The organism is Pseudarthrobacter sp. MOO14, from assembly GCF_058267675.1.
This window is the reverse complement of record NZ_CM177849.1, coordinates 676,143-700,566: the sequence shown is the minus strand read 5'-3', so window position 1 is coordinate 700,566 and position 24,424 is coordinate 676,143. Positions and strand designations below refer to the sequence as shown.

21 protein-coding genes are annotated in these 24,424 nt (G+C 68.9%); 15 read left to right on the top strand and 6 right to left on the bottom strand.

Annotated features, from left to right (window positions below):
* The first annotated feature begins 101 nt into the window (after positions 1-101).
* Genes murI through rdgB form a run of 4 tightly spaced genes read left to right on the top strand, consistent with a single transcriptional unit; the run spans position 102 to position 3,356 of the window.
* The gene (murI, locus tag AC4EEV_RS03230; RefSeq protein ID WP_442852920.1) at positions 102-1,130 is read left to right on the top strand and encodes a glutamate racemase; all 1,029 of its coding nucleotides are present in this window, start codon (positions 102-104) and stop codon (positions 1,128-1,130) included.
* Entirely contained in the window at positions 1,127-1,924 is a 798-nt protein-coding gene (locus tag AC4EEV_RS03225; protein ID WP_018760093.1) for an MBL fold metallo-hydrolase, read from the top strand. The genes murI and AC4EEV_RS03225 overlap by 4 nt, the downstream gene beginning before the upstream one ends.
* A 29-nt stretch (positions 1,925-1,953) precedes the next feature.
* On the top strand, positions 1,954-2,712 hold the full coding sequence (gene rph, locus AC4EEV_RS03220; RefSeq protein WP_491330132.1) for a ribonuclease PH: 759 nt from the start codon (positions 1,954-1,956) through the stop codon (positions 2,710-2,712).
* The gene (gene rdgB, locus AC4EEV_RS03215) at positions 2,709-3,356 is read left to right on the top strand and encodes an RdgB/HAM1 family non-canonical purine NTP pyrophosphatase (protein WP_018760091.1); all 648 of its coding nucleotides are present in this window, start codon (positions 2,709-2,711) and stop codon (positions 3,354-3,356) included. The genes rph and rdgB overlap by 4 nt, the downstream gene beginning before the upstream one ends.
* A 77-nt stretch (positions 3,357-3,433) precedes the next feature.
* On the opposite strand, the gene AC4EEV_RS03210 is transcribed toward rdgB, so the two are convergent.
* Entirely contained in the window at positions 3,434-4,228 is a 795-nt protein-coding gene (locus tag AC4EEV_RS03210) for a DedA family protein (RefSeq protein WP_491330840.1), read from the bottom strand.
* Between the two features lie 98 nt (positions 4,229-4,326).
* Here AC4EEV_RS03210 and AC4EEV_RS03205 point away from each other — a divergent pair, with 98 nt between their 5' ends.
* Positions 4,327-5,394 (top strand): 3'-5' exonuclease, encoded by a 1,068-nt coding sequence (locus AC4EEV_RS03205; RefSeq protein WP_133830889.1) that lies wholly within the window; start codon positions 4,327-4,329, stop codon positions 5,392-5,394.
* Between the two features lie 80 nt (positions 5,395-5,474).
* Entirely contained in the window at positions 5,475-5,954 is a 480-nt protein-coding gene (locus AC4EEV_RS03200; RefSeq protein ID WP_026264232.1) for a DUF4395 domain-containing protein, read from the top strand.
* Here AC4EEV_RS03200 and AC4EEV_RS03195 read toward each other — a convergent pair.
* Positions 5,935-7,014, bottom strand: a complete 1,080-nt coding sequence (locus AC4EEV_RS03195; protein ID WP_491330131.1) for an ADP-ribosylglycohydrolase family protein — start codon at positions 7,012-7,014, stop codon at positions 5,935-5,937. The genes AC4EEV_RS03200 and AC4EEV_RS03195 overlap by 20 nt on opposite strands.
* A 208-nt stretch (positions 7,015-7,222) precedes the next feature.
* On the opposite strand from AC4EEV_RS03195, the gene AC4EEV_RS03190 reads away from it, so the two are divergent.
* The 4 genes from AC4EEV_RS03190 to AC4EEV_RS03175 all read left to right on the top strand — a co-directional run bounded on the left by AC4EEV_RS03190 (position 7,223) and on the right by AC4EEV_RS03175 (position 14,000).
* Entirely contained in the window at positions 7,223-8,242 is a 1,020-nt protein-coding gene (locus tag AC4EEV_RS03190; protein WP_491330130.1) for an MIP/aquaporin family protein, read from the top strand.
* 57 nt (positions 8,243-8,299) lie between these two features.
* Positions 8,300-9,478, top strand: coding sequence for an exonuclease SbcCD subunit D (locus AC4EEV_RS03185; RefSeq protein ID WP_109045041.1), 1,179 nt, complete (start codon positions 8,300-8,302; stop codon positions 9,476-9,478).
* On the top strand, positions 9,475-12,576 hold the full coding sequence (locus tag AC4EEV_RS03180; RefSeq protein ID WP_491330129.1) for an AAA family ATPase: 3,102 nt from the start codon (positions 9,475-9,477) through the stop codon (positions 12,574-12,576). The genes AC4EEV_RS03185 and AC4EEV_RS03180 overlap by 4 nt, the downstream gene beginning before the upstream one ends.
* 83 nt (positions 12,577-12,659) lie before the next feature.
* A complete protein-coding gene (locus tag AC4EEV_RS03175; protein ID WP_491330128.1) occupies positions 12,660-14,000 on the top strand; it encodes an MFS transporter in 1,341 nt (446 codons plus the stop codon).
* A gap of 31 nt (positions 14,001-14,031) precedes the next feature.
* On the opposite strand, the gene AC4EEV_RS03170 is transcribed toward AC4EEV_RS03175, so the two are convergent.
* Positions 14,032-14,766, bottom strand: a complete 735-nt coding sequence (locus tag AC4EEV_RS03170) for an IclR family transcriptional regulator (protein ID WP_018760082.1) — start codon at positions 14,764-14,766, stop codon at positions 14,032-14,034.
* Positions 14,767-15,015: 249 nt separating this feature from the next.
* Between AC4EEV_RS03170 and AC4EEV_RS03165 the strand changes: the two genes are divergently transcribed.
* Positions 15,016-16,350: an MFS transporter gene (locus tag AC4EEV_RS03165; RefSeq protein WP_491330127.1), complete on the top strand. Its 1,335-nt coding sequence runs from the start codon at positions 15,016-15,018 to the stop codon at positions 16,348-16,350.
* 28 nt (positions 16,351-16,378) lie between these two features.
* Here AC4EEV_RS03165 and AC4EEV_RS03160 read toward each other — a convergent pair whose 3' ends face one another.
* The 3 genes from AC4EEV_RS03160 to AC4EEV_RS03150 all read right to left on the bottom strand — a co-directional run bounded on the left by AC4EEV_RS03160 (position 16,379) and on the right by AC4EEV_RS03150 (position 19,453).
* Positions 16,379-17,080: a phosphoribosyltransferase gene (locus tag AC4EEV_RS03160; RefSeq protein ID WP_491330126.1), complete on the bottom strand. Its 702-nt coding sequence runs from the start codon at positions 17,078-17,080 to the stop codon at positions 16,379-16,381.
* Between the two features lie 68 nt (positions 17,081-17,148).
* Positions 17,149-17,976: an alpha/beta fold hydrolase gene (locus AC4EEV_RS03155; RefSeq protein ID WP_018760079.1), complete on the bottom strand. Its 828-nt coding sequence runs from the start codon at positions 17,974-17,976 to the stop codon at positions 17,149-17,151.
* 79 nt (positions 17,977-18,055) lie between these two features.
* Entirely contained in the window at positions 18,056-19,453 is a 1,398-nt protein-coding gene (locus AC4EEV_RS03150) for an amino acid permease (protein WP_491330125.1), read from the bottom strand.
* A gap of 277 nt (positions 19,454-19,730) precedes the next feature.
* Here AC4EEV_RS03150 and AC4EEV_RS03145 point away from each other — a divergent pair, with 277 nt between their 5' ends.
* Genes AC4EEV_RS03145 through nadC form a run of 4 tightly spaced genes read left to right on the top strand, consistent with a single transcriptional unit; the run spans position 19,731 to position 24,424 of the window.
* Positions 19,731-20,441 carry an NUDIX hydrolase gene (locus AC4EEV_RS03145; RefSeq protein WP_026264229.1) on the top strand — a complete coding sequence of 237 codons (711 nt, stop codon included), beginning with the start codon at positions 19,731-19,733 and terminating at the stop codon, positions 20,439-20,441.
* Complete coding sequence (gene nadA, locus AC4EEV_RS03140; protein ID WP_018760075.1) at positions 20,438-21,742, top strand: quinolinate synthase NadA; 1,305 nt, start codon at positions 20,438-20,440, stop codon at positions 21,740-21,742. The genes AC4EEV_RS03145 and nadA overlap by 4 nt, the downstream gene beginning before the upstream one ends.
* Positions 21,742-23,517 carry an L-aspartate oxidase gene (nadB, locus tag AC4EEV_RS03135; protein ID WP_491330124.1) on the top strand — a complete coding sequence of 592 codons (1,776 nt, stop codon included), beginning with the start codon at positions 21,742-21,744 and terminating at the stop codon, positions 23,515-23,517. Before nadA ends, nadB begins: the two co-directional genes overlap by 1 nt.
* Complete coding sequence (nadC, locus tag AC4EEV_RS03130) at positions 23,510-24,424, top strand: carboxylating nicotinate-nucleotide diphosphorylase (RefSeq protein ID WP_491330123.1); 915 nt, start codon at positions 23,510-23,512, stop codon at positions 24,422-24,424. The genes nadB and nadC overlap by 8 nt, the downstream gene beginning before the upstream one ends.

Here is a 24,424-nt window from a genome sequence, read left to right as displayed (position 1 = left end):
CGGCGGCCAGGGGGAGGCCGTTGGTTGTGACACATTCGACATGAGTCGCTGGACACAAGATGATGGCTGAGCCTTCCGGGAAGACCTATCCTCGAATAATCATGACAACAGCCTCGAGCACGGACCCGACGTTGGATGCGCAGCCTGCCGGCGACGGCGACCTCCCGGCCGCCGCACCGGAAACCCGGCCCATCGGCGTCTTCGACTCCGGTGTTGGCGGGCTCACCGTGGCCCGCTCCATCATTGACCAGCTGCCCAACGAATCGATCCTCTACGTCGGCGATACCGCCCACGGACCGTACGGCCCGCTGCCCATCGCCGAGGTGCGCGCCAACGCCCTGGGCGTGATGGACGAACTGGTGGACTCCGGTGTCAAGCTGCTCACCATCGCCTGCAACTCGGCGTCGGCCGCGGTCCTTCGGGACGCCCGCGAGCGGTACACCGCCAAATACGGCATCCCCGTCATCGAGGTCATCCAGCCCGCCGTGCGCCGCGCCGTCGCCGCCACCCGCAGCGGGAAAATCGGCGTGATCGGCACCTCCGCTACGGTGGGCTCGCGCGCGTACGAGGACACTTTCGCCGCCGCGCCGGACCTGGACATCACGTCCGTGGCATGCCCCGAATTCGTCAGCTATGTCGAGGCCGGCATCACCACCGGGCCGGCGCTCTTGGCCGTCGCAGAGGAATACCTGGCGCCCCTCAAGGCCGCCGGGGTGGACACGGTGGTCCTGGGCTGCACGCACTACCCGCTGCTGACCGGCGTCATCTCCTACGTGATGGGCGCGGACGTCACCTTGGTTTCCAGCGCCGAGGAGACAGCCAAGGACGTCTACCGCGCGCTGGCCACCCACAACCTGCAACGCCCGTCCGGCACCCCGCCCGAGCACCACTTCGTGGCCACTGGCGACGCCGGCCAGTTCGAGGCGCTCGCCCGGAGGTTCCTGGGCCCCGAGGTCCTCTCCGTCCGGCACGTGGACCACGTCGCCGCGCAATACCCCACCGGCAGCCTAGCCCGCATCACGCCGGAAATGATTGCCGCCGCCCAGGCCGCGCGCGGACGCCCCCGGATCTCCAATTTCGTGGGCGGCGGACTCGCCGACGCCGGCCGAGCCGGAGGACCCCGCCCGTGAAGCTGACCATCGTGGGGTGCACTGGCTCCTTCCCCGGGCCCGGCTCCCCGGCGTCGTGCTACCTGCTGACCGCCACCGACGGCGAGCGGACCTGGAAGGTGGTGATGGACCTCGGCAGCGGTGCGCTGGGCGCCATCCAGCGGTACACCGACCTGGAGGACATCGACGCCATCTTCCTCACCCACCTGCACCCGGACCACTGCATGGACCTGTGCGGCCTGCACGTCGCCATCCGCTGGAAGCCCGGCGGCTGGGGCCGCGGCCGCATCCCGGTGTGGGGCCCTGCCGCGACGGCCAACCGGATGGCCACCGCCTACGGCCTGGACCCGGATCCCGGCATGCACGAGGAATTCGATTTCAGCAACTGGACCGAACGTGAACCCGTGACCGTGGGGCCGTTTACCGTCACGCCCTTCGCCGTCAACCACCCCATCGAGGAGGCCTACGCCCTGCGGGTGGAGGTGGTGGAACCCGGCAAGGACGGCGTCCCCGTCACCCGGACGCTCACGTACTCCGGCGACACCGACTCCTGCGCCGGACTTGAGGAAGCCGCCAAGGACGCGGACCTGTTTCTGTGCGAGGCAGCCTTCGAAGAGGGCCGCGACGACGGCATCAAGGACGTGCACCTGACCGGAAAGCGGGCGGGGGAGACCGCAGCCGTGGCCGGGGCCCGCCGGCTCCTGCTGACCCACATTCCGGTGTGGACATCGCCCACGACCGTCATGGCCGAGGCCCGGCCGGTTTTTCCCGGCGACGTGGCCGTGGCAGTGGCCGGTGTCCACTACGCGATCTAGCGGCGGGCCGCACTCGATAAGCTAAAGGCATGACATCTGAAGCAACTGCAGTGCCCATCGTGCGCGCCGACGGCCGTGGCCCCGACCAGCTCAGGCCCATCAGCATCACCCGCGGATGGTCCAACCAGGCTGAGGGATCGGCACTGATCGAGTTCGGCAACACCCGGGTGCTGTGCACGGCCTCCCTGACTGCCGGCGTTCCCCGCTGGCTCAAAGGCGAAGGCCGCGGCTGGGTCACGGCCGAGTATGCCATGCTGCCCCGTGCCACCAATACGCGCTCGGACCGGGAATCGGTCAAGGGCAAGATTGGCGGCCGCACCCACGAGATCTCGCGCCTGATCGGGCGTTCGCTGCGCTCCATCATCGACACCGAGGCGCTGGGCGAAAACACCATCGTGCTGGACTGCGACGTGCTGCAGGCCGACGGCGGCACACGCACCGCCGCTATCACCGGGGCCTATGTGGCGCTGGCGGACGCCATCCGGTTCGCCCGCGACACCAAGCTCATCGCCAAGAACGCCCAGCCACTCCTCGACACCATTGCCGCCGTCTCGGTCGGTATCATCGACGGCGTTCCCATGCTGGACCTGCCGTACGTGGAGGACGTCCGGGCCGAAACAGACATGAATGTCGTGGTCACCGGCTCCGGCAAATTCGTCGAGGTCCAGGGCACCGCGGAAGGCGCCCCGTTTGACCGGGAGGAGCTGAACCAGCTCCTGGACCTGGCCCTGCTGGGCACCACGCAGCTGGCCGCCATCCAGCGCGAAACCTTGGCGGACGCCCTGTGAGTGCACCCTCACCCAAGCTCGTGCTCGCCACGCACAACGCCGGGAAACTGCGCGAACTCCGTGAACTGCTGCGCGGGCAGGTGCCCGGGCTCGACGTCGACACCCAGGTGGTGGACGCTGCGGCGGCAGGTGCGCCGGACGTCGTCGAAACCGGGGTGACCTTTGCCGAGAATTCGCTGCTGAAGGCCCGGGCGGTGGCCGGGGCCACCGGCCTGGTGGCCATCGCCGACGACTCCGGGCTTGCCGTGGATGTCATGGGCGGGGCGCCGGGCATCTTCTCCGCCCGCTGGGCGGGACGGCACGGTGACGACGCCGCCAATCTTGAACTGCTGCTGAACCAGCTGTCGGACGTTCCCGATGAGCATCGCGGCGCGGCGTTCGTCTGCGCGGCAGCCCTGGCAGTGCCCGCCGGCACCGCAGGGCCGGGCCGCGAGGTGGTGGAGTACGGCCAGCTGGAGGGCGTCCTCCTGCGCGAACCCCGGGGTGCCGGCGGCTTCGGCTACGATCCGGTGCTGCAGCCGGCCGGTGAGAACCGGAGCTGCGCCGAGCTCTCCGCCGACGAGAAGAACGCCATCAGCCACCGCGGCAAGGCCTTCCGTGCCCTGCTGCCCGCCATCGTGGCAGCCCTGGAAGCAACGGGCTGAAGGTAGCGGCACGCCGCACAACAGAAAAGGTGCGCATCCCGCCGGGGTGCGCACCTTTTTCCGGATGTGGGGCCGGACTATTCCTGCCGGCCGCCGGGGAGCTTGCGCGGAGTCTTCTGCTCCGCTTCGGGTCCGTGCTCCTCGATAAATTCGTCGACGGCGTCGGTGCCGTAGGCCTGCGCCTGGCGCCTGGCTGACATGCCGCGCAGGAGTTCAATGCCGATGGGCACGACGGAGACCAGCACGATGGCGATGAAGATGATGTCCAGGTTGTCCCGGACCCACGGAACGGTGTCGCCCAGCAGGAACCCGAGCAGTGTCACGCCGCCACCCCAGAGCACCGCACCGATGACGTTGTAGATGAAGAATTTGCGCTTGCTCATCTGCGCCACGCCGACGATCACGGGGACAAAGGTCCGGATGATGGGAACGAAACGTGCCAGGATAAGCGCCTTGCCGCCATGCTTTTCAAAGAACGCGTGCGCGCTCTCGACGTTCTCGCGCTTGAAGAGTTTGGAGTCGGGCTTGTTGAAGAGGGGAGGGCCCGCTTTGGAACCGATCAGGTATCCCGCCTGGTTGCCGATGATGGCGGAGACCACGATCAGCAGGGCCAGGAGCCAGATGTTGAACTTGATGGTGCCCGTGGCAACCAGCAGGCCGGCAGTGAACAGCATGGAGTCGCCGGGAAGGAAGAATCCCACCAGCAGGCCGGTCTCGGCGAAGACGATGCCGCATACCAGCAGGACCACCCACGGGGCGAGCGCCGGATCGGCCAGGAAGACCTGGGGGTTCAGCCAGTCGGGCAGGAAGGAGGCCATTGGCGGCTGCACCGGACCCGCGCCGCCCAGCATGGACACAGCGAGGTGGTTCATCACAGGAAAGTTCACCCCTCAAGCGTACTTGACCGGCCTGCGCCTCCCGGGCCTGTCCCTCCCGGCCCGGGGCCGCCGTCGGCGGTAAGGTGGGGGCCGTGGGTTTGGACTTTACGGCGATCGACTTCGAAACAGCCAACGGCTTCCGGGGCTCCCCCTGCTCGGTGGGCCTGACAAAGGTACGGGGCGGCAAGATTGTCGACGAGGCCTCCTGGCTGATGCGGCCGCCGGCCGGCTACGACCACTTTGACCACCACAATGTCCGGATCCACGGAATCACCCCTGCCGACGTTGCGGTGCAGCCGCGGTTCGGGGAGCTGTTCCCTGAAATTGGGGCGTTCATCGGCGAGGACGTACTGGCCGCGCACAACGCAGCCTTCGACCTGGGCGTCATCCGCTCTGCGCTGGAAGTGTCAGGGCTGCCGGGCCCGGCCTACGACTACGTCTGCACGGTCATGTTGTCGCGCCGTTGCTATTCGCTGGTCTCCAATTCGCTTCCCTTTGCCGCAGAGGAAGCGGGCGTGCCGCTGGTGAACCACCACGATGCTGCGGAGGATGCCCGGGCCTGCGCCGGCATCCTGATCGACATTGCAGCCCGCAACGGTGCCAACAGCATCGCCGAACTGTACCTGTCCCTGGGTTTGGCCATGCCGCGCCAGCAGGCGTTTGATCCCGCCACCGGCGAAGTGTCGAAGCCCAGCCTGGCGGCCATGTCCGGCGCCTCAGGCAACGGCGCGGCGCTGGTGCGGCGGTTCCAGTACGGTTGGCCCGAAGAAGGGCTCAATCCCGAACCAAACGCCGACGCCGAGCCCGGCCACCCGCTGTACGGCCAGACCGTCGTATTCACCGGGCAGCTTTCCATCGGCCGCCCGGACGCCAAACTCCGCTCGGCCCACCACGGTGCCCGAACCGAGAGCCGGGTGACCGGCCGCACCACCGTCCTGGTGGTGGGGGATGGGTTTGTGGCCTCGGACCTTCGCTCCGGACGGTTGACCGGGAAGGCACGGCGTGTCCTGGAGCTCCATGACCGCGGGCAGGCCATCGAGGTGTTGTCCGAGGGCGAGTTCCTGCAGATGGTGGGCAGTGCAGCCGTCCCCGGGGCCCGCTTGAACGCCCGCACCGAACCCGCCGGAGCGGATGCCTTCGCGCCGGCCCTCAACGCCTGAGGGGGCCTCGCGGTATCCTCCCGGGTTCATCGGGCGCAACAAATCTTGGCCGCCGGGCGCTACCCTCTTAGCCTTGCGTGATGAGCTCCTTGTTCGCTTTCCCCAACCCGGTCAACGAGTACGCGGCCCGCACCACGGCCGCCCTGGTGGTACTGCTCTCGGTGGTCACGGCAGTGACTGGTTCCGTGTGGGGCCTGCTGGCCATCGCCGTCGGGTTCTGGCTGCGGCTGCTCTTCGGCCCGCGGATCTCACCGTTGGCCGTCCTCTCCGTGAAGGTCATCACCCCGCGGCTGGGAAAGGTGAAGCTCGTTCCCGGGCCGCCAAAGCGCTTTGCCCAGGGCATCGGCGCGGCCGTCTCCACGGCCGCCCTGCTGCTCTTCGCGTCCGGCCTGGGCCTGGCAGCGTGGTTGCTGCTGGGGATCCTGGTAGTCGCGGCATCGCTTGAAGCGTTTGCCGGATTCTGCCTGGGTTGCACGATTTTCGGCTTCCTGCAGCGCCGCGGAGTGATCCCCGAGGATGTCTGCGAGGCCTGCAGCAACATCAGCCTTCGCCGGTCGTGACCCGCACCAGCTGATCCGCCATCCCACGGACCACCTCCGGGCCTTCCAAGGCGCCGAGCCATGGGGCGGGCAGGCAGTCCTCGCCGTACCAGGCGCCCAGGATGTTGCCCGCCAGGGAGCCGGCGGTGTCGCTGCCGCCGCTGTGGTTCACCGCCACGGCCATGGCGTCCCGGAAGTGCTGTTCCGGCAGCACCGGGGAGCCCCCGGGCGGAAGCGTGGCGAGGACGGCGTAGAGTGCGACGGCGAGAGCCTCCTCCGCGAACCAGCCCTCGCCCAGTGCCTGGATCAGTTCCTCGGGCGGAAGAACTGCCGTGTCTGCGAGCCGCAGGGCCGTTTCAAGCCGGTGGGGCAGCTCCGGTGCCACGTGCGGGATGGTGGCCGCGTGCGCGGTCACGGCGGCGGCGGCTTCCCGGAGCTCCTCTCCGGCGACCAGGCGGTGGATCAGGAGGCTGAAGACACCGGAACTTTGGCGTGCTGCCGGGTGGCCGTGGGTCAGTGACGCGGCATCGGAACTCAACTTATAGGCCGCCTCGGGCGAGATGTGCGGGATCAACCCGAACGGCGCCGAGCGCATCACCGTGCCGGCACCTTTCGAGTCCGGATTAACGGGCCGCACCGACGTTCCCATCTCACCGGTGGCCAGGCCGCTGATGCAGTCCTGCTCCGGGTGGCGCTGCTGCCGCAGCACGTCGTTGCCGTCGATCCAGCGCGGCTGGGGAGCCGGTGCGGACGGCCCGGCGTCTATGCCCTGAGTGGCCAGCCAGCGCAGGTAGGCCAGCCAGACACACGCATTCACGTCCGCGCCCACACCGGAGTTGGCCCACTCCAGCGCCTCCACCAGGCCGTCCACGGTGTAGAGGGTCAATTGCGTGTCGTCGGAGAAATGGCAGGGGCCGGAGAGGTCTTCAAAGCCTGTCAGGCCGTGGGCGCCGAACCGCCGGCGGATCTCGTCGATGGAATCGAACTCCACGGCGTAGCCCAGCGCGTCGCCCAGGGCCCCGCCCAAGAGGGAGCCGTGGATCCGGGACTGGGGAGTGGGCGTGCCGTGGTCGATGCTCATGGAGACAAATTTACCGTCCGGACGCACACCGAACGGTTGGGGGCGCGTCCGGCGGTGGGGAACCGGGAAGCGGCTGCGGACAGCAGGTGTCCAGCAAACGCCCAGACTGGGCTGGAATACTGCTCGGGTTGCCTGCGCTGCCCGCCGCCCCTGCCGGCCGGGGCGGCTCCGCAACCCCAGAAAGCACCCGACGAGCAAAGGTCCAGCCATGAGCACCCCTGTCCCAGCCCGCGACGCACTGCAGCCCGGCGGCACTGATCCCGCCAGCCGGGCACTGCTGCCCCGCCTGGCAGCCGAGGCTTTCGGCAGCCTCTTCCTGGCGGTGGCAGGGCTGGGCGTACCGCTGTTCAGCATTCCGCAGTCCAGCCCGGTACCCGCGGCCCTGGCTGCCGGCCTCGCCATCACGGCCGCCATGCTCGCTTTCGGGCATATCTCCGGTGGCCACTTCAACCCGGCCATCACCTTGGGCCATCTCCTGGCCGGCCGGATCCGGGCCGGGGCGGCCGCAGCGTACGCCGCCGCCCAGCTCGTGGGCGCCTTGGTGGGTGCCCTTGCCTTGTTCGGCATCCTGCGTACCCTGCCCGGCATTCCCGACAGCCGGACCGCCTTCGATACGGTGGCCGCCGGCTTCGGCGACCATTCCATCATCCAGGCACCCCTTGCCGCGGTTGTGCTGCTGGAATTGCTGGGAGCCGCAATCATCGTGGCCATCTTCCTGGGCGCTGCCGGCCGGGACAACGGCGGCCTGCGCGATAACGCCGGCGTGGAGGGCAGCAGCCGGACGGTTGCCGCCGTTGCCGTGGGCCTGTCCTTCGCGGCGCTGCTCCAGGTGGGCCAGTCCGTCGGCAACCTGCCTTTCAACCCCGCCCGGGCCCTCGCCTCTGCCGTTTTCAGCTCCGGTGCGGCGCTGGGCCAGGTGTGGGTATTCCTGGTGGCCCCGCTGGCCGGCGCCGCCATCGCGGGCCTGGTGTTCCGGATTTCAGGCACGGCTGACGCCACGCACAGCGCCGCAGCGGCGGACGCTGCCGACCACGACGACGACGCGAGTGTGGAAGCAGGTGGCGGGGACGCCGGGGCCGGGTCTTCGCCGGTCCAGTCCCGGATCGACGATGACGCCGACGCTCCGGGTGCGAAGCCGAACCTCCCGGCGGCACGCACTGCCGCACCGGAGGGGCAGGCACGCAACGTCAGCGAGGCCCAGGAATTCTTCGAGGGCAAGCGATCCTGATCAGTCCGGGCCGCGGCGGTTTCCGCCACTGTCAGTGGCTGCCGATAGCGTAGTTATATGCGGTTACTTCATACCTCGGACTGGCACCTGGGCCGGTCCTTCCACGGCGTTGGCATGCTGGACGCCCAGCGGGCCTTCATCGACCAGATGGTGGCAACGGTGGAACGGGAGCGCATCGACGTCGTCCTGATTGCCGGCGATGTCTACGACCGGGCACTGCCAGGGGTGGACGTGGTCCACTTGCTCGATGACGCCTTGGTCAGGCTCACCTCCGCCGGAGCCAAGGTGGTGATCACCAGTGGCAACCACGACTCCGCAATCCGGCTGGGTTTCGCCTCACGGCTGCTGGAACGCGGGGGAGTCCACCTGCGCACCAAGGTGGCTGAGCTTGACCATCCACTGCTGCTGCCGCTCGGCCAGGACGCCGCCGGCCGGGACGCCGTCCTGGCCCTGTACGGCATTCCCTGGCTTGAACCCCGGCTCGTTGCCGACCAGCTGGGCGTGGAAACGGCAAGCCACTTCGAGGTGACCCGGGCGGCCACCGCCCTTATCCGGGCCGACATCGCACGGCGTACAAACGCCGCCACCGTCCATTCGGTGGTCCTGGCCCACACCTTCGCCAGCGGCGGCATCAGCTCGGACAGCGAGCGGGACCTCAGCATCGGCGGCGTGGGTGCCGTTCCCCTGGACCTGTTCGACGGATTCGGCTACACCGCACTCGGCCATCTCCACGGACGCCAGGCGCTGTCTGAGCGTGTGCGCTATTCGGGCTCCCCGCTGGCCTATTCCTTTTCCGAGTCCACGCAGCGGAAAGGTGCCTGGCTCGTGGACCTGGAGCCGGATGGAGTCACCTCGGTGCAGGAGATCGAGTGGGATGCCCCGCGAACCCTCGCTGTGCTGCGCGGCACCCTGGCCGAGCTCCTTGATGAGCCCGGGCATGCCTGGGCCGAGACCGCCTACTGCCAGGTCACCCTCACTGATGCCCAGCGTCCCGTGCGGGCGATGGAGCGGCTCCGTGCGCGGTTCCCTGAGACCCTGGTCCTGGCTTTCGACCCGCAAGGCGGGAACGACCCGGACCAGGCAAGCTACAGCAGCAGGCTTGCCCATGCCCCGGACGACCTCGCCGTGTGCTGCGGCTTCCTGGACCACGTGCGCGGGCGCAGCGCGGACCAGGATGAACAAGAGGCGCTCGCCGCCGCGTTGGAGAACGTCCGCCTGCTGGAGGCCTCGCGGTGAGGATCCACCATCTGCGCATCTCAGGCTTCGGCCCGTTCGCCGGAACAGAAGACGTCGATTTCGACCGGCTCAGCGCCCACGGCCTGTTCCTGCTGAACGGGCCTACCGGTGCGGGCAAGACCAGCGTCCTCGACGCCATCTGTTTTGCCCTGTACGGATCCGTTCCGGGTGCCCGGCAGGACGGCAAGCGGCTCCGCAGCGACCATGCGGAGCCCGGCCAGGAGCCGGCCGTAACCTGCGAATTCTCCGCCCAGGGGCGCCGCTTCGAGGTCACCCGCTCGCCCGCATGGGACAAGCCCAGTGCACGGGGCAGGAACGGTTTCACCACCCAGCAGGCCAAAACCCTGCTCCGTGAACGCGTCGGCGGAACCTGGGTGGAAAAATCTGCCCGCAATGACGAGGCCGGAGCAGAGATCATGGCTTTGCTGGGCATGGACCGTGAACAGTTCACCCGGGTCATCATGCTGCCGCAGGGGGAATTCGCCGCGTTCCTCAGGTCCAAAGCTGCGGACCGCCTTGACCTGCTGCAGAAACTCTTCGGGACGCAGCGGTTTGAAGCCCTGGAACAGGAACTGTCCCGCCAGGCCGCCGCGGCCAGGGATGGCGTTGCGGCCCTGGTCGGCCAGCTGGGTATGCTGGCGGCCCGTGCCGAAGCCGAGGCCGCGCCGCTCCAGCTTCCGCAGGACGGGGCACCGGCGCCAGAGGATACCGCCGGCAGGCTTGGCTGGTTGCAGGCCGCTGTTGCTGCGCGACTGGCAGAGCTCACGGAGCACGCAGCGGGCGCGACATCCCTCAGCCAGGAACGCCGCAGTGACGTGGAACGGGAAACCGCACGGCACGAGCGGGCCCGCAAACTCCAAGCGGCCACCGTGCGGCAGCAGGCCGTGAAGGACGGGGCAGCACGGCAGGAAGAACTCGCTGCCCGGCTGGGCCGGCACCGCGAGGCGGAAGTCCTCCAGGGACAGCTGCGCGCGGTGGATGCGGCGGCCGGCAAAGTGCAAAGCGCCGGGGGCGCCGCTGAGGCCGCCATGACCCTCCTCAGGATGGCTGCCGCGGACAGTACCGAACTCGCCCAGCTCAACTTGGGCGCGGATGAAGCCGCCGTGCCGCCGGTCCAAACCCACAAGGGCTCCGCAGGCCACAATACGGCGGAAATCGTGCCGGGGGCCGCCCAGGAGCTGGCCCGGCTTCGGTCGCTGCTGGCCGTCGTCGAAGCACGGCTGCCGGATGAGCAGAGGCTGCAGGAGCTGTATGGGCGCCACCGCAGCCTGGCCGGCCGGCAGGACGAACTCAGGCTGGACGTGGAGACGCTGGGAAGCCGGGTTGCGCAGTTGCTGGCGGACCGGGAGCTGCTGGCCGGAACCATGGGCCAGCTGGAGCCCCGTGCCGCCGACGCCGCGCTCCGCCGCAAGGAGGCGGCCGCTGCCACGGAACTTCTCGACGTCGTCCGGCGGTACGGGACGGCCATGAAGGGCCGGGACCTCGTGAACGCCCGATACGACGACTCACGGGAAAGCCTGCTGGAGGCGAAAGGCCGGTGGCTGGACCTGCGGGAGGTCCGGCTCGCCAACGCCGCATCCGAGCTTGCCGCCAAACTGGTGGCCGGTGAGCCCTGCCCGGTCTGTGGAAGCGGAGAACATCCGGCGCCGGCGGGATCCGGCACGGAAGGACCGTCGCTGGCCCAGGCCGAGGAAGAGGCCCACGCCGCCTATGAAGCGGCCGAGGCAGCCCACGGCGCTGTCAGCGCCGAACGCGCCGAAGCCGAGCAAACGGTGGCCGTCCTCGCCGGACAAGGCGGGACCATCCCTGTGGCCGAGGCCCGCACAGGGGCCGAGGAGGCGTTGGCTGCGGCAGAGGCCGCCGAACAGGCCGCGGAAGAGCTCCAGGAACAGCGGCAACGGCTGGAGGCACTCGATGCAGGTATCGAACAGGCCCGCTCCGCGCTGTCAGACGCGGAGGCTGAGCTGTCCCACACCGCTGTCCTGCTCGCCGACCTCGCCGAACAGGCTGCCGCACTGGACGGGGCCCTTGCCGGCCTGCGCGGAAACCACCGCACCTTGAACCGGCGGCTGCGGGTCCTTGAAGACGCCGTGGCGGTCCTGGACAAAGCTGTTGAAGCGCAATCACGGCTGGACACCGCCAGGGCGCAGGCCGCCGAAGCGGAGGAGAACCTCGAGCTTGCCCTGCCGGGGGCGGGTTTCGCCTCTGCCGCCGAGGTTCGCAGCCAACTGCTGGGAGCTGCGGAAGTGGCAGCACTCGAAGCTGAGGTCCGCACGGCCGGGGAAGAAGCTGCCCGGGTAGCCGGGCTGTTCGAGTCGGAGGACCTGGTGCTGGCCATGGCCGAAGCAGGAGACGGCTCCCTACCCGACGATGAACGGCTCGAGGTACTCCGCAGCCAAGCTGCTGCCGCGCACCATGACGCCCGGGAGGCTGATCTCGCCGCAGGACTGGCCCGCCGGTGCTTGGCGGCCCTTACCTCGATAGCGGCGGAATATGAGGACCTGGCGTCCTCGTCCCGGGAACCGGCCGAACGGGCACAGATGCTCGCGGGGCTGGCCGAAGCGGCCGCGGGCAGGGGGGAGAACACCTACCGGATGAGCCTGAACAGCTACGTCCTGGCCGCGCGGCTGGAACAGGTCGCCCTCGCCGCATCGGAGCGCCTGGTGGCCATGAGCGATGGCCGCTACCTGTTGCAGCACACCGATGCCAAGGCGGCCCGCGGTGCCAAATCGGGATTGGGCCTTGAAGTGGTGGACCAGTGGACGGGCTTCCGCCGCGACACATCCACACTGTCCGGCGGCGAATCCTTTATGGCGTCGCTGTCGCTGGCCCTGGGCCTGGCGGATGTGGTCCAGCAGGAGTCAGGCGGCGTTGAAATTGAGACCCTGTTCGTTGACGAAGGCTTCGGCAGCCTGGATGAACAGTCCCTTGAACAAGTCATGGACGCCCTCGAAGGCCTCCGCGACGGCGGCCGCGTGGTGGGGCTGGTCAGCCATGTGGCCGAGATGAAACAGCGGATTGGCACCCAACTGCAGGTGCTCAAGAGCCGGAACGGCTCCACGCTGCGGATATCTGAAAGCGTGGACGCACTTTCCTGACCCCGGCGGATATACTGGACCGCGTTACCGGGTTGCGCGCATCGGGAGGAGGGACGATGCGCATGGATTGAACGAGCCCGGAATTGACACCTCATACCACCCCTTCAACCACCCGCGACGCTCCGGCCCGAAGCACGGGCCCTTCCGCCACGGACGACTCTGCCCGGGATTCCGGTGGAACGGCAGCAGGCCGCTTCGCGCGCCTCCCCGAACTCGCCGGCAAGACTTTTCTTCCGCTGGGACTTTTCGCCAGGCTGCCGCTGGCCATGCTGACCGTCGGCACCCTGACCTTGGTGACCTCCGTCAGCGGCTCCTTTGCCGTCGGAGGGACGGCCGCCGGCGCAGTAGGCATTGGCTCGGCACTGGGCGCTCCCTTCCTTGGGGCACTGGCCGACAGGCGTGGACAACGCCCCGTGCTGCTGGTATCGGCAGTGCTCAACACAGTGGCCGTGCTGGTGCTGGTCCTGGCCGCCCTTGCCGCCGGAAAAACCGGCGGATTCCCGCTGGGAGTCCTGGCAGCGGCCTTTGCTGCCGGAGCAACGTGCCCGCAGGTGGGTCCGCTGGCCAGGGTCCGGTGGATGTCACTGACAAGTGCCGCGGCCGGTGCCGGCGCCGACGTCCGCGGCCAACGCGACCTGGACACCGCGCTCTCCTACGAAAGTACCGCTGACGAAGTGACCTTTGTCCTGGGGCCCGCGCTCGTGGGGGCGCTTGCCAGCCTGGTGGCGCCCTGGCTGCCGCTGGCCCTGGCCGCTGCCCTGACCATCACGCTTGTCCCGGCGTTTGCCGTTCACCCCACCCATCGGGCCGTGCCGGTCACCCGGCACGCCCGGGGCAGGAAAGGCGCGGGCGCTGGGACATCCCGAAAGCTGCCCTTGGCCGTGGCACTGCCCGTGGTGGCGATGGTCTGCATGGGCACGTTCTTTGGGTCCACCCAAGCGGCCCTCAGTGCTTTCTCCGCCGGCCTGGCGGGTGCGGAGATCGCGGGATTGCTGTACGCGGTCATGGGCCTAAGCTCTGCGGCCGCTGCGCTCTCGGTTGCCTACTGGCCGCGCAAGGCAGGCCTGGCCCTGCGCTGGGTGGTGTGCGCAGTCATCATGGCCGCGCTTGCCGTCCTCCTGCTGTTGCCATCGTCCCTGCCCATGATGGCGGCAGTCCTGCTGGTCCTTGGGCTTCCGGTCGGGCCGGTCATGGTCACGGTGTTTGCCGTCGGCGGCACTTTGGCTCCCGCCGGCCGCCTGGGCACCGTGATGACCGGCCTGGCCAGCGGCATTGTCGCCGGTACGGCGGTGGGCTCAGCCATCGGCGGGCAACTGGCCCAGATCCATGGGGCCGGCGCGGCGTTCCTGGTCCCGGTGTGCGCGGCCGCAGCGTTGGCGCTGCTTGGTGCGGGGACCGCCGTCGCACTCCGCCGGCGGCGCTGACGGCCGAACCCGTGGCCGGCGGTCCACCGGCTCAGGCCAGCTGGCTCTCGATCCGGGCCGCGCTCTCGGCAATGGCGGTACCCACGGCCTCGGGGTCGTGGGCCGACCGGATGTAGACGACGGCGAGGGCGGCCGGCCGGCCGCCGGGCACCCGGACAGGCGCCGCCAGGGAGGAAACTCCGGCGATGACCTCGTCATGGCTGGCGGAGTATCCCTTCCGGCGCGCCTCGGTGGCCTCCGGACGGTAGGGAATCCCGGTCCCCAGCCTGTTCCACTCGGCCTCCGTCAGGGCGGACTGGATGGCGATCCCGGGTGCCCCGGCGTTGATGGGATGCCGGGTTCCCGGGTGCTGGGCCACAGTGGCTCCGGAGTGCCGCGGTTCCACCGTGACCAGGGTGATGCAGTCATGGTGGTCCCACACGGCCACGAAGGCCGTCATGTTCAGCGAGTTTGCCAGCTGGGTCAGCTCAGGAAGCGCGGCGCTCTGCAGGTTGCGGGAGACGCCGCGGGCCAGGACCGCGAGGCCCGGGCCGGGCTGCACCCGGCCCGCATCGTCGCGCACCAGGAGCGAATGGTCCTCCAGGGTACGCAGGATCCGGTAGGCGACCGAGCGGTGGACACCCATGGCGTCCGCAAGCTCGGCGATGGTCAACGGTCCCGGAGCGGCCGCCAGGATCTCGAGGGCACGGATACCGCGCGACAGGGTCTGGGACGGGGAAGCCTGCGGCAGGGCCGCTCCGGCCTGCGCTGCGGCGGGAGGAGTCATGTGTCCATCCTAGGTTGCCGAAACTGCGGGCACAGGACCCTTGTCCTCGCCGCGTCGTGACTGTATTGTCCTCTATACGAACAGTGAGTTCCATTATCGAACACGCAGTTGGTGGCGGGCCCCACCCAGGCCGGTCCTTCCGTGTCCCGCATCACGTTTTCGTAGTACCCTGCTAACTAACTGACCGTTCTGTCGGTAATCCTGAGGCGTCCGGGCGGCACCGCTGCCCAATAAAACAATGGAGTTTAAATGACCACACCTTCCAAGGTGGACACACCCGCCGGCCCCAGCAGCCGGACTGAAGAGCGCAAAGTCCTCGCGGGCACCCTCGTAGGCACCACCATCGAGTGGTACGACTTCTTCATTTTTGCCCAGCTGACCGCGACGCTGCTGTCGCCGCTGTTCCTTGCACCGCTGAACGAGTCCAACCCGGGCTTGGCGCAGATCCTGTCCTTCGCCCTCATCGGCATCAGCTTCCTGTTCCGACCCCTGGGCGCCGTCATTGCCGGGCACCTCGGCGACCGCCTGGGACGCAAGGCCATGCTGGTCTTCACCCTGGTGATGATGGGTGCGGCCACCGCACTGATCGGCGTGCTCCCCACCTACGCGCAAATCGGGGCTTGGGCCCCAATCCTGTTGATCGTGCTGCGGATCATCCAGGGCTTCTCGGCCGGCGGTGAATGGGGCGGGGCCGCGCTGATGGCCGTTGAGCACGCACCATTGAACCGCCGCGGCCTGTTCGGCGCCTACCCGCAGATCGGTGTCCCGGTGGGCATGATCCTGGCCACCGGCCTCTTGTTCTTCCTCAACACCGGCATGTCCAAGGAAGACTTCGCAGCCTGGGGCTGGCGGGTGCCGTTCCTGCTGTCCATCGTGCTGATCGTGGTGGGCTACCTGATCCGCCGCGCCGTGGCCGAGAGCCCGGTCTTCCAGGAAATGGCACTGCGGAAGAAGGAAAGCAAGGCGCCCCTGGGTGAACTGGTCCGCAACCACAAGAAGCCCGTCCTCTACTCGACCATGATCTTCATCGGCAACAACGCAGCCGGCTACCTGCTCATCGCCTTCTTCATCTCCTACGCCACCAAGACCCTGAAGATGCCGACCCCGCAGATCCTGCTCGCCACCACCCTGGCCTCCTTCGGCTGGCTGATCTTCACGCTGGTGGGCGGCTGGTTGTCCGACCGGATCGGCCGCGTCAAGACGTTCCTGATCGGCTACGCCATCGTGTTCGCCTGGATGATCCCCATGTTCGCGCTGATCGACACCAAGGACATCGTCCTGTACGGGGTGGCCCTGTTCGTCCTGACCGTTGGCCTGGGCCTTTCCTACGGCCCCATGTCCGCCATGTACGCCGAGATGTTCCCGGCCGAAGTGCGGTACTCCGGCATCTCCATTGGATACGCCTTTGGCGCCATCCTGGGCGGAGCCTTTGCCGCCACCATCGCCGAATCCCTGCTGCAGTCCACCAAGTGGGCCGGTTCGATCGGCATCTACATCATGGTCCTGTGCGTCATCTCCGCCCTCGGCGTGGTGCTGGCCAAGGAAACCAAGGGGCGGCCGCTGGGCGTCAGCAGCCACCACTAACACCGTTGCGTGGCCGGCTCGCCGGTCCTCAGCTCCGCAGGCCCGGACTTTGCTCCGGGCCTGCGGCGTGCGGCAGCGGCGGTCCCTGCCGCAGCGCGGTGATGGCGTCGTCGTCGGTCAGCTGCCCGAAGTGCCGGTAGAAGCTGCCCACGGCCCGGAACTTTCCCGGCAGGTGCAGGCATACGACGGCGTCGCACACGCGCTCCAGCGAGGCCTCGGCGTCAACGGAACCCACCGGAGCTGCGGCCACCACGGTTGCCGCACCGCCGGCGCGCACGGCCTCGACGGCGGCCCGCATGGTGGCGCCGGTGGCCAGGCCGTCATCCACGAGCAGGACGGCCTTGCCGGCCAGGTCCATGCCGGTTCCCGGATACAGGGCAGCCCGGCGCAGGATTTCGCTGCGTTCGCGGTCCTCCACAGCATCCAGCCACTCCCGGCGAACGCCGTGCTGGAGGACCCGCTCCCGCAGGGGCTTGTTGATCAGCCGGACGATCCTTCCGGATGTCCAGGCCAGGGCACCGTAGGCGGTTTCTTCATAGCCGGGGATCCCCAGCTTCCGCACCAGGACAGCACCCAAGGGAAGATGGAGGGCACGTGCTGTGGCCGCCGCTACCGGGATGCCGCCGCGGGCAAGGCCAAGGACCACGGTGCCGGGCCGCTCCTGGAACGCTGAAAGCGCGGCAGCCAGGCGCACCCCCGCTTCCGTGCGGTCTTCAAAACGCGTCGGCATCTGTCCCTCCCCGCGGGCCGGGCCCGGTGTGAACGAAAGCCCGTGGGGCGGCCGGGTGCCGCCGGTGGCTACACACCCAGGAAGGAAATGGCGGCCTGCTTGAAGGCCCTGCTGGTGATGGCGTTGGTGTGGTTCCGGCCCGGCAGGAGCAGCTGCTCGGCCATGGACCCGGCTCCGCGCGCCAGCTCGGCGAGGTGGGGCAGCGTTCCGGCCCGTTCGTCCTTGTCCCCGGCAACCAGGAGCATGGGTACGTGGGGCACCGCTTCGGCGGGGTCGTAGGGCTCCGCCTTGATGGCTTCCACGAGCGACAACAATGCGAAGATGTTGTTGCTCGGCAGCAGCAGCGCCATCTTCAACAGTTGGGCCGTCGATTCGTCAGCGATCGGCGTGCCGTCCGCCAGGTAGTCCTGGGCGGCCCGCAGATCGAAGGCTGCCAGCGGGTCGGTATTGTTGGGTCCGCCCAGCACCAGCCTGTGGACGAGTTCCGGCTGGGTTGCGGCGAACTCCCAGGCGAGCCGGGAACCCAGGGAATATCCCACCACGTCCAGGCCGCTGGAAGGATCGCCGTCGTGCAGCGGCCGCGCACCGGCGTCGAACGCTGCCTGAAGCAGGTCCGCCCTGATCCTGCTGGGGGAGTAGGAGTCCCGGTCTTCCGGGGCGCCGCTGCGGCCATGGCCGGGAAGGTCCACGGTGACGACCCGGCGCCCGGCCTCCAGCAGGGCGGCCACCCAGCCTGTGTCCTCCCAGTTAAGTTTGGACGAGGAGGAGAACCCGTGCAGCAGGAGCACCGGCCGGAGCCCGGCGTCCTCCGCCGGCTCGTGCACCGCCACGAAGAGTTGCGGGTCAGTGCCCTCGACCGTGTGCGCCTGCTGTTGTCCGGTGTGCCTGCCGCTCATGCTGTCAGTTCCTCATCAGGTACGGCGCCCAGGCGGACCCGGCGCGTCGGTGCGTCTTCCTTGGAAAGGTAGTTTCACTCTACCTGCTGGCAGCACCGTTCCGGCTGGTGAGCCGGGCGGCTGCAGCGCAGGCCAGCGCGATGCCGGTGATCAGGGCCAAGGTGCCCAGGAGCTGGGCCCGGCTGGCCTCGGCGCTGAAGCCGACGGCGAAGATCAGGCCCAGCAGGACCAGTCCCAGGATGGTCAAGCCCGGGAATCCCTTCATCCGCAGCGGCAGCGCTGCCCCGTCCCGGTCGGCGCGGCGCCGCAGGATCAGCTGGGACACGAGCGCGCTGCCCCACACCACCAGGCAGGTGGAGCCCACCAGCTGGAACAGCGCGGGCAGGACCCGTTCCGGGAACAGCAGCTCCAGCACAGTGGCGATGAAGCCGAAGGCCACGGAGACCGTAACGGCCAGCATGGGGACGCCGGCGGCGTTGAGGCGGGCAAGGAGGTGCGGCGCCTCGCCCCGCCGCGCCAGGGAGTACGCCATGCGGGAGGCGCCATAGAGGTTCGCGTTCAGTGCCGAGAGGAGCGCGACGACGGCCACCAGGGTGATGGCGGTGGACGCGCCGGGGATCCGGGCGGCGTCGAGCACTCCGGCGAAAGGCGAGGCAAGGCCCGCGGACGTGGCCGGAAGGACCGCGGCGATGACGAAGACCGAGCCGATGTAGAACACCAGGATCCGCCACACCACGGTCCGGATGGCTTTGCCGACGCTGCGCTGGGGATCCTCGGTTTCGGCCGCGGCGACGGAGACTATTTCCGTGCCTCCGAACGCGAAGATCACCACGAAGAGGGCCGACGCCACCCCGCCCAGCCCCTCCGGGGCAAAGTTGGTGGTGAGGTTTGACGCGCCGGGGGACTCGACGCCGGGCAGCAGGCCCAGGAGCAAGGCGGCGCCGACCGCCAGGAACAGGACGATGACAGCCACCTTGAGGATGGCGAACCAGAACTCGAACTCGCCGAAGTTCCGGACGCCGGCCAGGTTGATTCCGGTGAACACCACCATGAACAGCAGTGCCAGCGCCCAGACCGGCACCACGGGCCAGACGGAGAACAGCAGGCCGGCCGCGCCCAGGGCCTCGGCCGCGATCACCACCACCAGCTGCAGCCACCAAAGCCACCCGATGGTGGCTCCCGCGGTGCGGCCCAGGGCGCGTGCGGCGTAGACCGAGAACGCTCCGCTGTTCGGGTTCGCGGCTGCCATCTCACCCAGGGCCCACATCACCAGGATGATGAGGGTCCCCGCCACCAGGTAGGAGATGAGGACCGCCGGGCCGGCCGCCTGCACGCCGGCGCCCGATCCCAGGAACAATCCGGCACCGATGGCGCTGCCCAGCCCCATCATGGTGAGCTGGCGCGGCTTCATGCTGTGGCCTGCCGGAGCCTTGGGTGGCGCTGTGGTGGATGTGGTCGGGGCGGACTTCATCGTCATGGGGCGGTAAACCTTCTTGGGGTTGGTTCGGGGTCCGGTCCCGTGGGCCGGAGGTCCTTGTGGGACCACTTGAATTTACCGCTTCCGGCAGCCGGCCAAAAACGCGCGCCCCGTCCCTGCACCAGGTTGCGGCTTCCCGGGGACGCGGCGGCGCCTGGGCTGCCGGCGCGGAAACATTTCCTTTTCCGTCGGGCTGGCCGTAAAATTAGTTTTGGTCAAAGTGACCATAACTAGGATTTCGGGCCTCGAGAGCGGGGTGGTGGAAGGGGGTGTGACGGTGTACTACAGCTCAGCCAACGTGTCCGAGCGGCAGGCCGCGCCGCCGTCGCTCGCCATTTCCACGGTGATCTTCGCCCTGCGCCCGAGCGCCACCTCGGGCCGTCCCACCTTGTGGCTGCCGCTGGTCCGGCGGATCAGGGAACCCTTCAAAGGCCTGTGGGCGCTGCCGGGCGGGCCCCTGAGCCACGACGAGTCGCTGCAGGACGCCGCATCCAGGAACCTCCGGGAAACCACGGGACTGAGCCCCAGCTACCTCGAGCAGTTGTATGCGTTCGGCGGCCTGCACCGCTCACCCACCCAGCGCGTGGTTTCGATCGTCTACTGGGCCCTGGTCCAGCCCACGGAAGCGGCGCTCGCGGACGAGTCCGAGAACGTCAGGTGGTTCCGGGCCGACCGCCTGGGGGACTTGGCCTTCGACCACAACGCGATCGTCGACTACGCCCTCTGGCGCCTGCGCAACAAGCTCGCCTACGGCTCCATTGCCTACCACCTGCTGGGGGAGTACTTCACCCTGGCCCAGGTCCGCGAAGTCTACGAAGCCGTCCTGGACCGCCAGCTGGATCCTGCCAACTTCCGCCGCCAACTCAAGTCCACCCCGGAAATCGAAGAAACCGGGGAATACCTCCAGGGCGGCAAGCACCGTCCGCCACGCCTCTACCGCTACACCGGCCGGCCAGGCCTTGACCCAGACAACAGGAGCACACCATGAGCAGCGTCAATACGGCAATCCAGCTGATCACGCGCGAACAAGCCGAAAAGGGCGCCGCCGCGGACCGCAGCACTTGCAGCCCGGCACTGGCGAAAGGTCCCTGGGACTACGACCTCGCCGAGGCGCTTGCAGGCATCCCGGCATACGGCCCGGGCGCATCAAGCGCCGACCCCGCTCCCGCTTCCACGCCACGCCAAGGCCAGCTGCCGGAGGAATACAAGCTGGCCGGCGATGCCGAACTGGGTGAACGGATCAGGGCGGCCAAAGCCACCTTGGGTGAGCGTGCCGTCATCCTGGGCCACTTCTACCAGCGCGACGAGGTGGTCCAGTACGCCGATTTCGTCGGTGACTCGTTCCAGCTCGCCAACGCAGCCCTGACCCGGCCGGAGGCGGAAGCGATCATCTTCTGCGGGGTCCACTTCATGGCCGAGACGGCGGACATCCTGTCCACCCCGGAACAGGCCGTCATCCTGCCCAACCTCGCGGCCGGCTGCTCCATGGCGGACATGGCGGACGAAGACTCCGTGGAGGAATGCTGGGAGCAGCTGGCAGAAATCTTCGGCACCGAGCCCGACGCCGAGGGCCGGGTTCCGGTCATCCCCGTCACCTATATGAATTCCTCCGCAGCCCTGAAAGCGTTCTGCGGCGAACACGGCGGCATCGTCTGCACCTCCTCCAACGCCAGGACCGTCCTGGAGTGGGCGTTCCAGCGCGGGCAGCGGGTGCTGTTCTTCCCCGACCAGCACCTGGGCCGCAACACCGCCAAGGCGCTCGGCGTTCCCCTGGACCAGATGCCCATGTGGAACCCGCGCAAGGACCTCGGCGGCAACGACGAACAGGCACTGCTCGATTCCCGGGTGATCCTCTGGCACGGCTTCTGCTCCGTGCACAAGCGGTTCAACGTGGCGCAGATCGAAAAGGCCCGGGCCGACTTCCCGGGCGTGCAGGTCATCGTGCACCCCGAATGCCCCATGGAGGTGGTGGACGCCGCCGATTCAGCCGGCTCCACCGACTTCATCAAGAAAGCCATCGCGGCCGCCACCGAGCCCACCACGTTCGCCATTGGCACCGAAATCAACATGGTGAACCGTCTCGCCGCCGAATACCCGCAGCACACCATCTTCTGCCTGGACCCGGTGATCTGCCCCTGCTCCACCATGTACCGCATCCACCCCGGCTACCTAGCCTGGGTCCTGGAGGAACTGGTCGCCGGCCGAATCGTCAACCGCATCACCGTGGACGAGGATGTGCAGGCCAACGCCAGGACGGCACTCGAGCGCATGCTCGCTGCGAGGCCGTAATGACCCGCGAGCCCGGCACGCCTGCGGGTCGCCTCGCCGTCGTGGGAAGCGGCATCGCCGGCCTCTACGCTGCGCTGCTCGCCGCCGACGCCGGTACGGACGTGGTGCTGCTGACCAAAGGCGCCCTGGAAGACAGCAACACCTGGTACGCCCAGGGCGGTATCTCGGCGGTGCTCGCCGAACCGTCGCCCGGGGACACCGTTGCCGCGCATATCGCCGACACCCTCCGCGCCGGGGCAGGGCACTGCAACGAGGCCGCCGTCCGGCTGATGTGCACCCAGGCGCGCGGGGACATCGCCGGGCTCCAGCGGTACGGTGTCCGCTTTGACGCCGCGCACGACGACGGCCCGGCGCTTGGGCTCGAAGCCGCACACAGTGCCCCGCGCATCCTGCATGCGGGCGGGGACGCCACGGGTGCGCGGGTGGCCGCTGCGCTCATCCAGGCGGTCCGGGACCGGCGTGACCGGGGCACGCTCCGCATTCTTTCCCAAGCCCAGGCAACCGCCCTGGTCATCTCAAGCGGCAGCGTCAGCGGAGTCGAATACCTCCAGGCGGGCCGGCCGGCCGTCCTGGCGGCCGATGCCGTGCTGCTGGCCAGCGGGGGAGCAGGCCAGCTGTTCGCCCAAACCACCAACCCGGCCGTGGCCACGGCGGACGGGCTGGCGCTCGCCGTCCGCGCCGGCGCAGCCGTGAAAGACCTCGAATTCTTCCAGTTCCACCCCACCTGCCTCGTCAGTTCCGCCACCGCCCACCCCGGCCGGCTGGACGGTCCGCTGCTGATCTCCGAGGCGGTCCGCGGCGAAGGGGCCACCCTGCTGGACGCCGGAGGCAGGCGCTTCATGCAGGCCTACCATCCCGACGCCGAGCTCGCGCCCCGCGACGTCGTCTCCCGCAGCATCGCCCTGCACCTGGCCAAGCTCGGCGACGCCAACGGCCACGTCTACCTTGACGCCCGCGCCATCGAGCAGGCCAAGGGCGAGGGCTTCCTCCGCCGGCGGTTCCCCACCCTCACCAGGAAAACCCTTGAGGCCGGCATCGATTGGACCCGCGAACTGGTCCCCGTCGCCCCCGCCGCCCACTACTGGATGGGCGGGGTGGCCACCGACCTCAACGCCCGCACCAGTGTCCCCGGCCTCTACGCCGCCGGCGAGGTTGCGTGCACGGGCGTCCAAGGTGCTAACCGGCTGGCGTCCAACTCGCTCCTTGAGGGACTCGTCTTCGGCCGCCGCGCTGTTGAAGACTTCCTCTTCGGTGACCTCGGCTGGGACGCGCCCCGCGGCAGCGATGCTCCGCGTGCTGCCTCGGCCGCGGGCGGCCTCCGCTTGACGCACGCTTCCGCAGCCCTGCCGCGAAACGCGAGTCCGCGTGTCACCGTCCCTGCTGCTTTAGAAGGCGCGGCGGATCGCTCAGGTGGGCCAGGCGGAAATAGGCCGTCCAGCTTCGGCGGGGCTGGGGAGGTGGGGGAGCCCTTTTCGCGGGGCGCTCTTCGCCGCCTCATGACGTCCCATGCCGGCGTGCTGCGCTCCGGGCATCTGTTGCGGGAGGCTGCCGCCACGCTCGAGTCCTGGGCCGCCGTCGTCCGTCCTGATGCCGGCTCCTCCTCTGCTGACCCCGTGGTGCCTGAGGACCGGAACCTTCTGCTGGCCGCACGGCTGCTGGTGGCTGCCGCGCTGGACCGCACCGAATCGCTGGGCGCCCACTACCGCAGCGATGAAGCCGCCGAACCTGAGAACACCTGCCCTCCGCGCCCGAAAGCGAGCCTGCTCCATGACTGAACCCGCCGTAATCGACCACGCCCCTGCCGTGCGTCCCCTCGACCTGACCCTTCCGGCGGCCCCCGTACGGGAGATCCTGGAACGGGCCTTCGCCGAGGACGCACCCTCCGGGGACATCACCTCCCAACTCCTGATCCCTGCCGGAGCGCGCGCCACCGCCGTCCTCAACGCCCGCGTCCCCGGCATCCTCAGCGGAGCCACCGTCTTCCGGGACGCCATGGAGCTCGTGGACCCTGCCACCCGGGTGGAACTGCTCCTGGCGGACGGCCAGGCTTTCGACGCCGGCACCCACCTGGCCCGGGTCAGCGGATCAGCGCGTTCGGTGCTGCTGGCCGAACGCGTGGCGCTCAACCTGGTCCAGCGGATGTCCGCGATCGCCACCAAGACCGCCGGGTTCGTCCGGCTCACGGAAGGCACCCGCGCCCGCATCACCGACACCCGCAAGACCACCCCCGGCCTGCGCGTCCTGGAACGATTCGCCGTCCGGTGCGGCGGCGGCTCCAACCACCGGTACAGCCTCTCGGACGCCGTCCTGGCCAAGGACAACCACCTGGCCGTGATGACGGGCGGAGACCCTGCCAAACTCACCGGGCTCCTGCTGGCAGCCAAGGCACAGCTGGGACACACCACCCACTTCGAAGTGGAAGTCGACCGGGTGGACCAGATCGAGCCCGTCCTCGCGGCAGGGGTGGACACCATCATGCTGGACAACTTCACGGTGCCGGAACTGCAGGCCGGAGTGGCCCTGGTTGCCGGACGTGCCTTGGTGGAGGCCAGCGGCAACGTCAACCTCGAGACTGTCGCGGCGATCGCCGCCACCGGCGTGGACGTCATCTCGGTGGGGGCCCTCACGCACACCGTGGCCGCCCTGGACCTGGGCCTGGACGTCGAACTGACTGCCGGGTGA

Bases quoted from the DNA above. Each gene is read 5' to 3' on its own strand.
- murI (WP_442852920.1), top strand. From the start codon at position 102: ATGACAACAGCCTCGAGCACGGACCCGACGTTGGATGCGCAGCCTGCC.
- AC4EEV_RS03190 (WP_491330130.1), top strand. From the start codon at position 7,223: ATGAGCACCCCTGTCCCAGCCCGCGACGCACTGCAGCCCGGCGGCACT.
- AC4EEV_RS03165 (WP_491330127.1), top strand. From the start codon at position 15,016: ATGACCACACCTTCCAAGGTGGACACACCCGCCGGCCCCAGCAGCCGG.
- AC4EEV_RS03160 (WP_491330126.1), bottom strand. From the start codon at position 17,080: ATGCCGACGCGTTTTGAAGACCGCACGGAAGCGGGGGTGCGCCTGGCT.
- nadB (WP_491330124.1), top strand. From the start codon at position 21,742: ATGACCCGCGAGCCCGGCACGCCTGCGGGTCGCCTCGCCGTCGTGGGA.
- AC4EEV_RS03195 (WP_491330131.1), bottom strand. From the start codon at position 7,014: ATGAGCATCGACCACGGCACGCCCACTCCCCAGTCCCGGATCCACGGC.
- AC4EEV_RS03185 (WP_109045041.1), top strand. From the start codon at position 8,300: ATGCGGTTACTTCATACCTCGGACTGGCACCTGGGCCGGTCCTTCCAC.
- AC4EEV_RS03155 (WP_018760079.1), bottom strand. From the start codon at position 17,976: ATGAGCGGCAGGCACACCGGACAACAGCAGGCGCACACGGTCGAGGGC.
- AC4EEV_RS03150 (WP_491330125.1), bottom strand. From the start codon at position 19,453: ATGACGATGAAGTCCGCCCCGACCACATCCACCACAGCGCCACCCAAG.
- nadA (WP_018760075.1), top strand. From the start codon at position 20,438: ATGAGCAGCGTCAATACGGCAATCCAGCTGATCACGCGCGAACAAGCC.
- nadC (WP_491330123.1), top strand. From the start codon at position 23,510: ATGACTGAACCCGCCGTAATCGACCACGCCCCTGCCGTGCGTCCCCTC.
- AC4EEV_RS03170 (WP_018760082.1), bottom strand. From the start codon at position 14,766: ATGACTCCTCCCGCCGCAGCGCAGGCCGGAGCGGCCCTGCCGCAGGCT.
- AC4EEV_RS03210 (WP_491330840.1), bottom strand. From the start codon at position 4,228: ATGAACCACCTCGCTGTGTCCATGCTGGGCGGCGCGGGTCCGGTGCAG.
- rph (WP_491330132.1), top strand. From the start codon at position 1,954: ATGACATCTGAAGCAACTGCAGTGCCCATCGTGCGCGCCGACGGCCGT.
- AC4EEV_RS03200 (WP_026264232.1), top strand. From the start codon at position 5,475: ATGAGCTCCTTGTTCGCTTTCCCCAACCCGGTCAACGAGTACGCGGCC.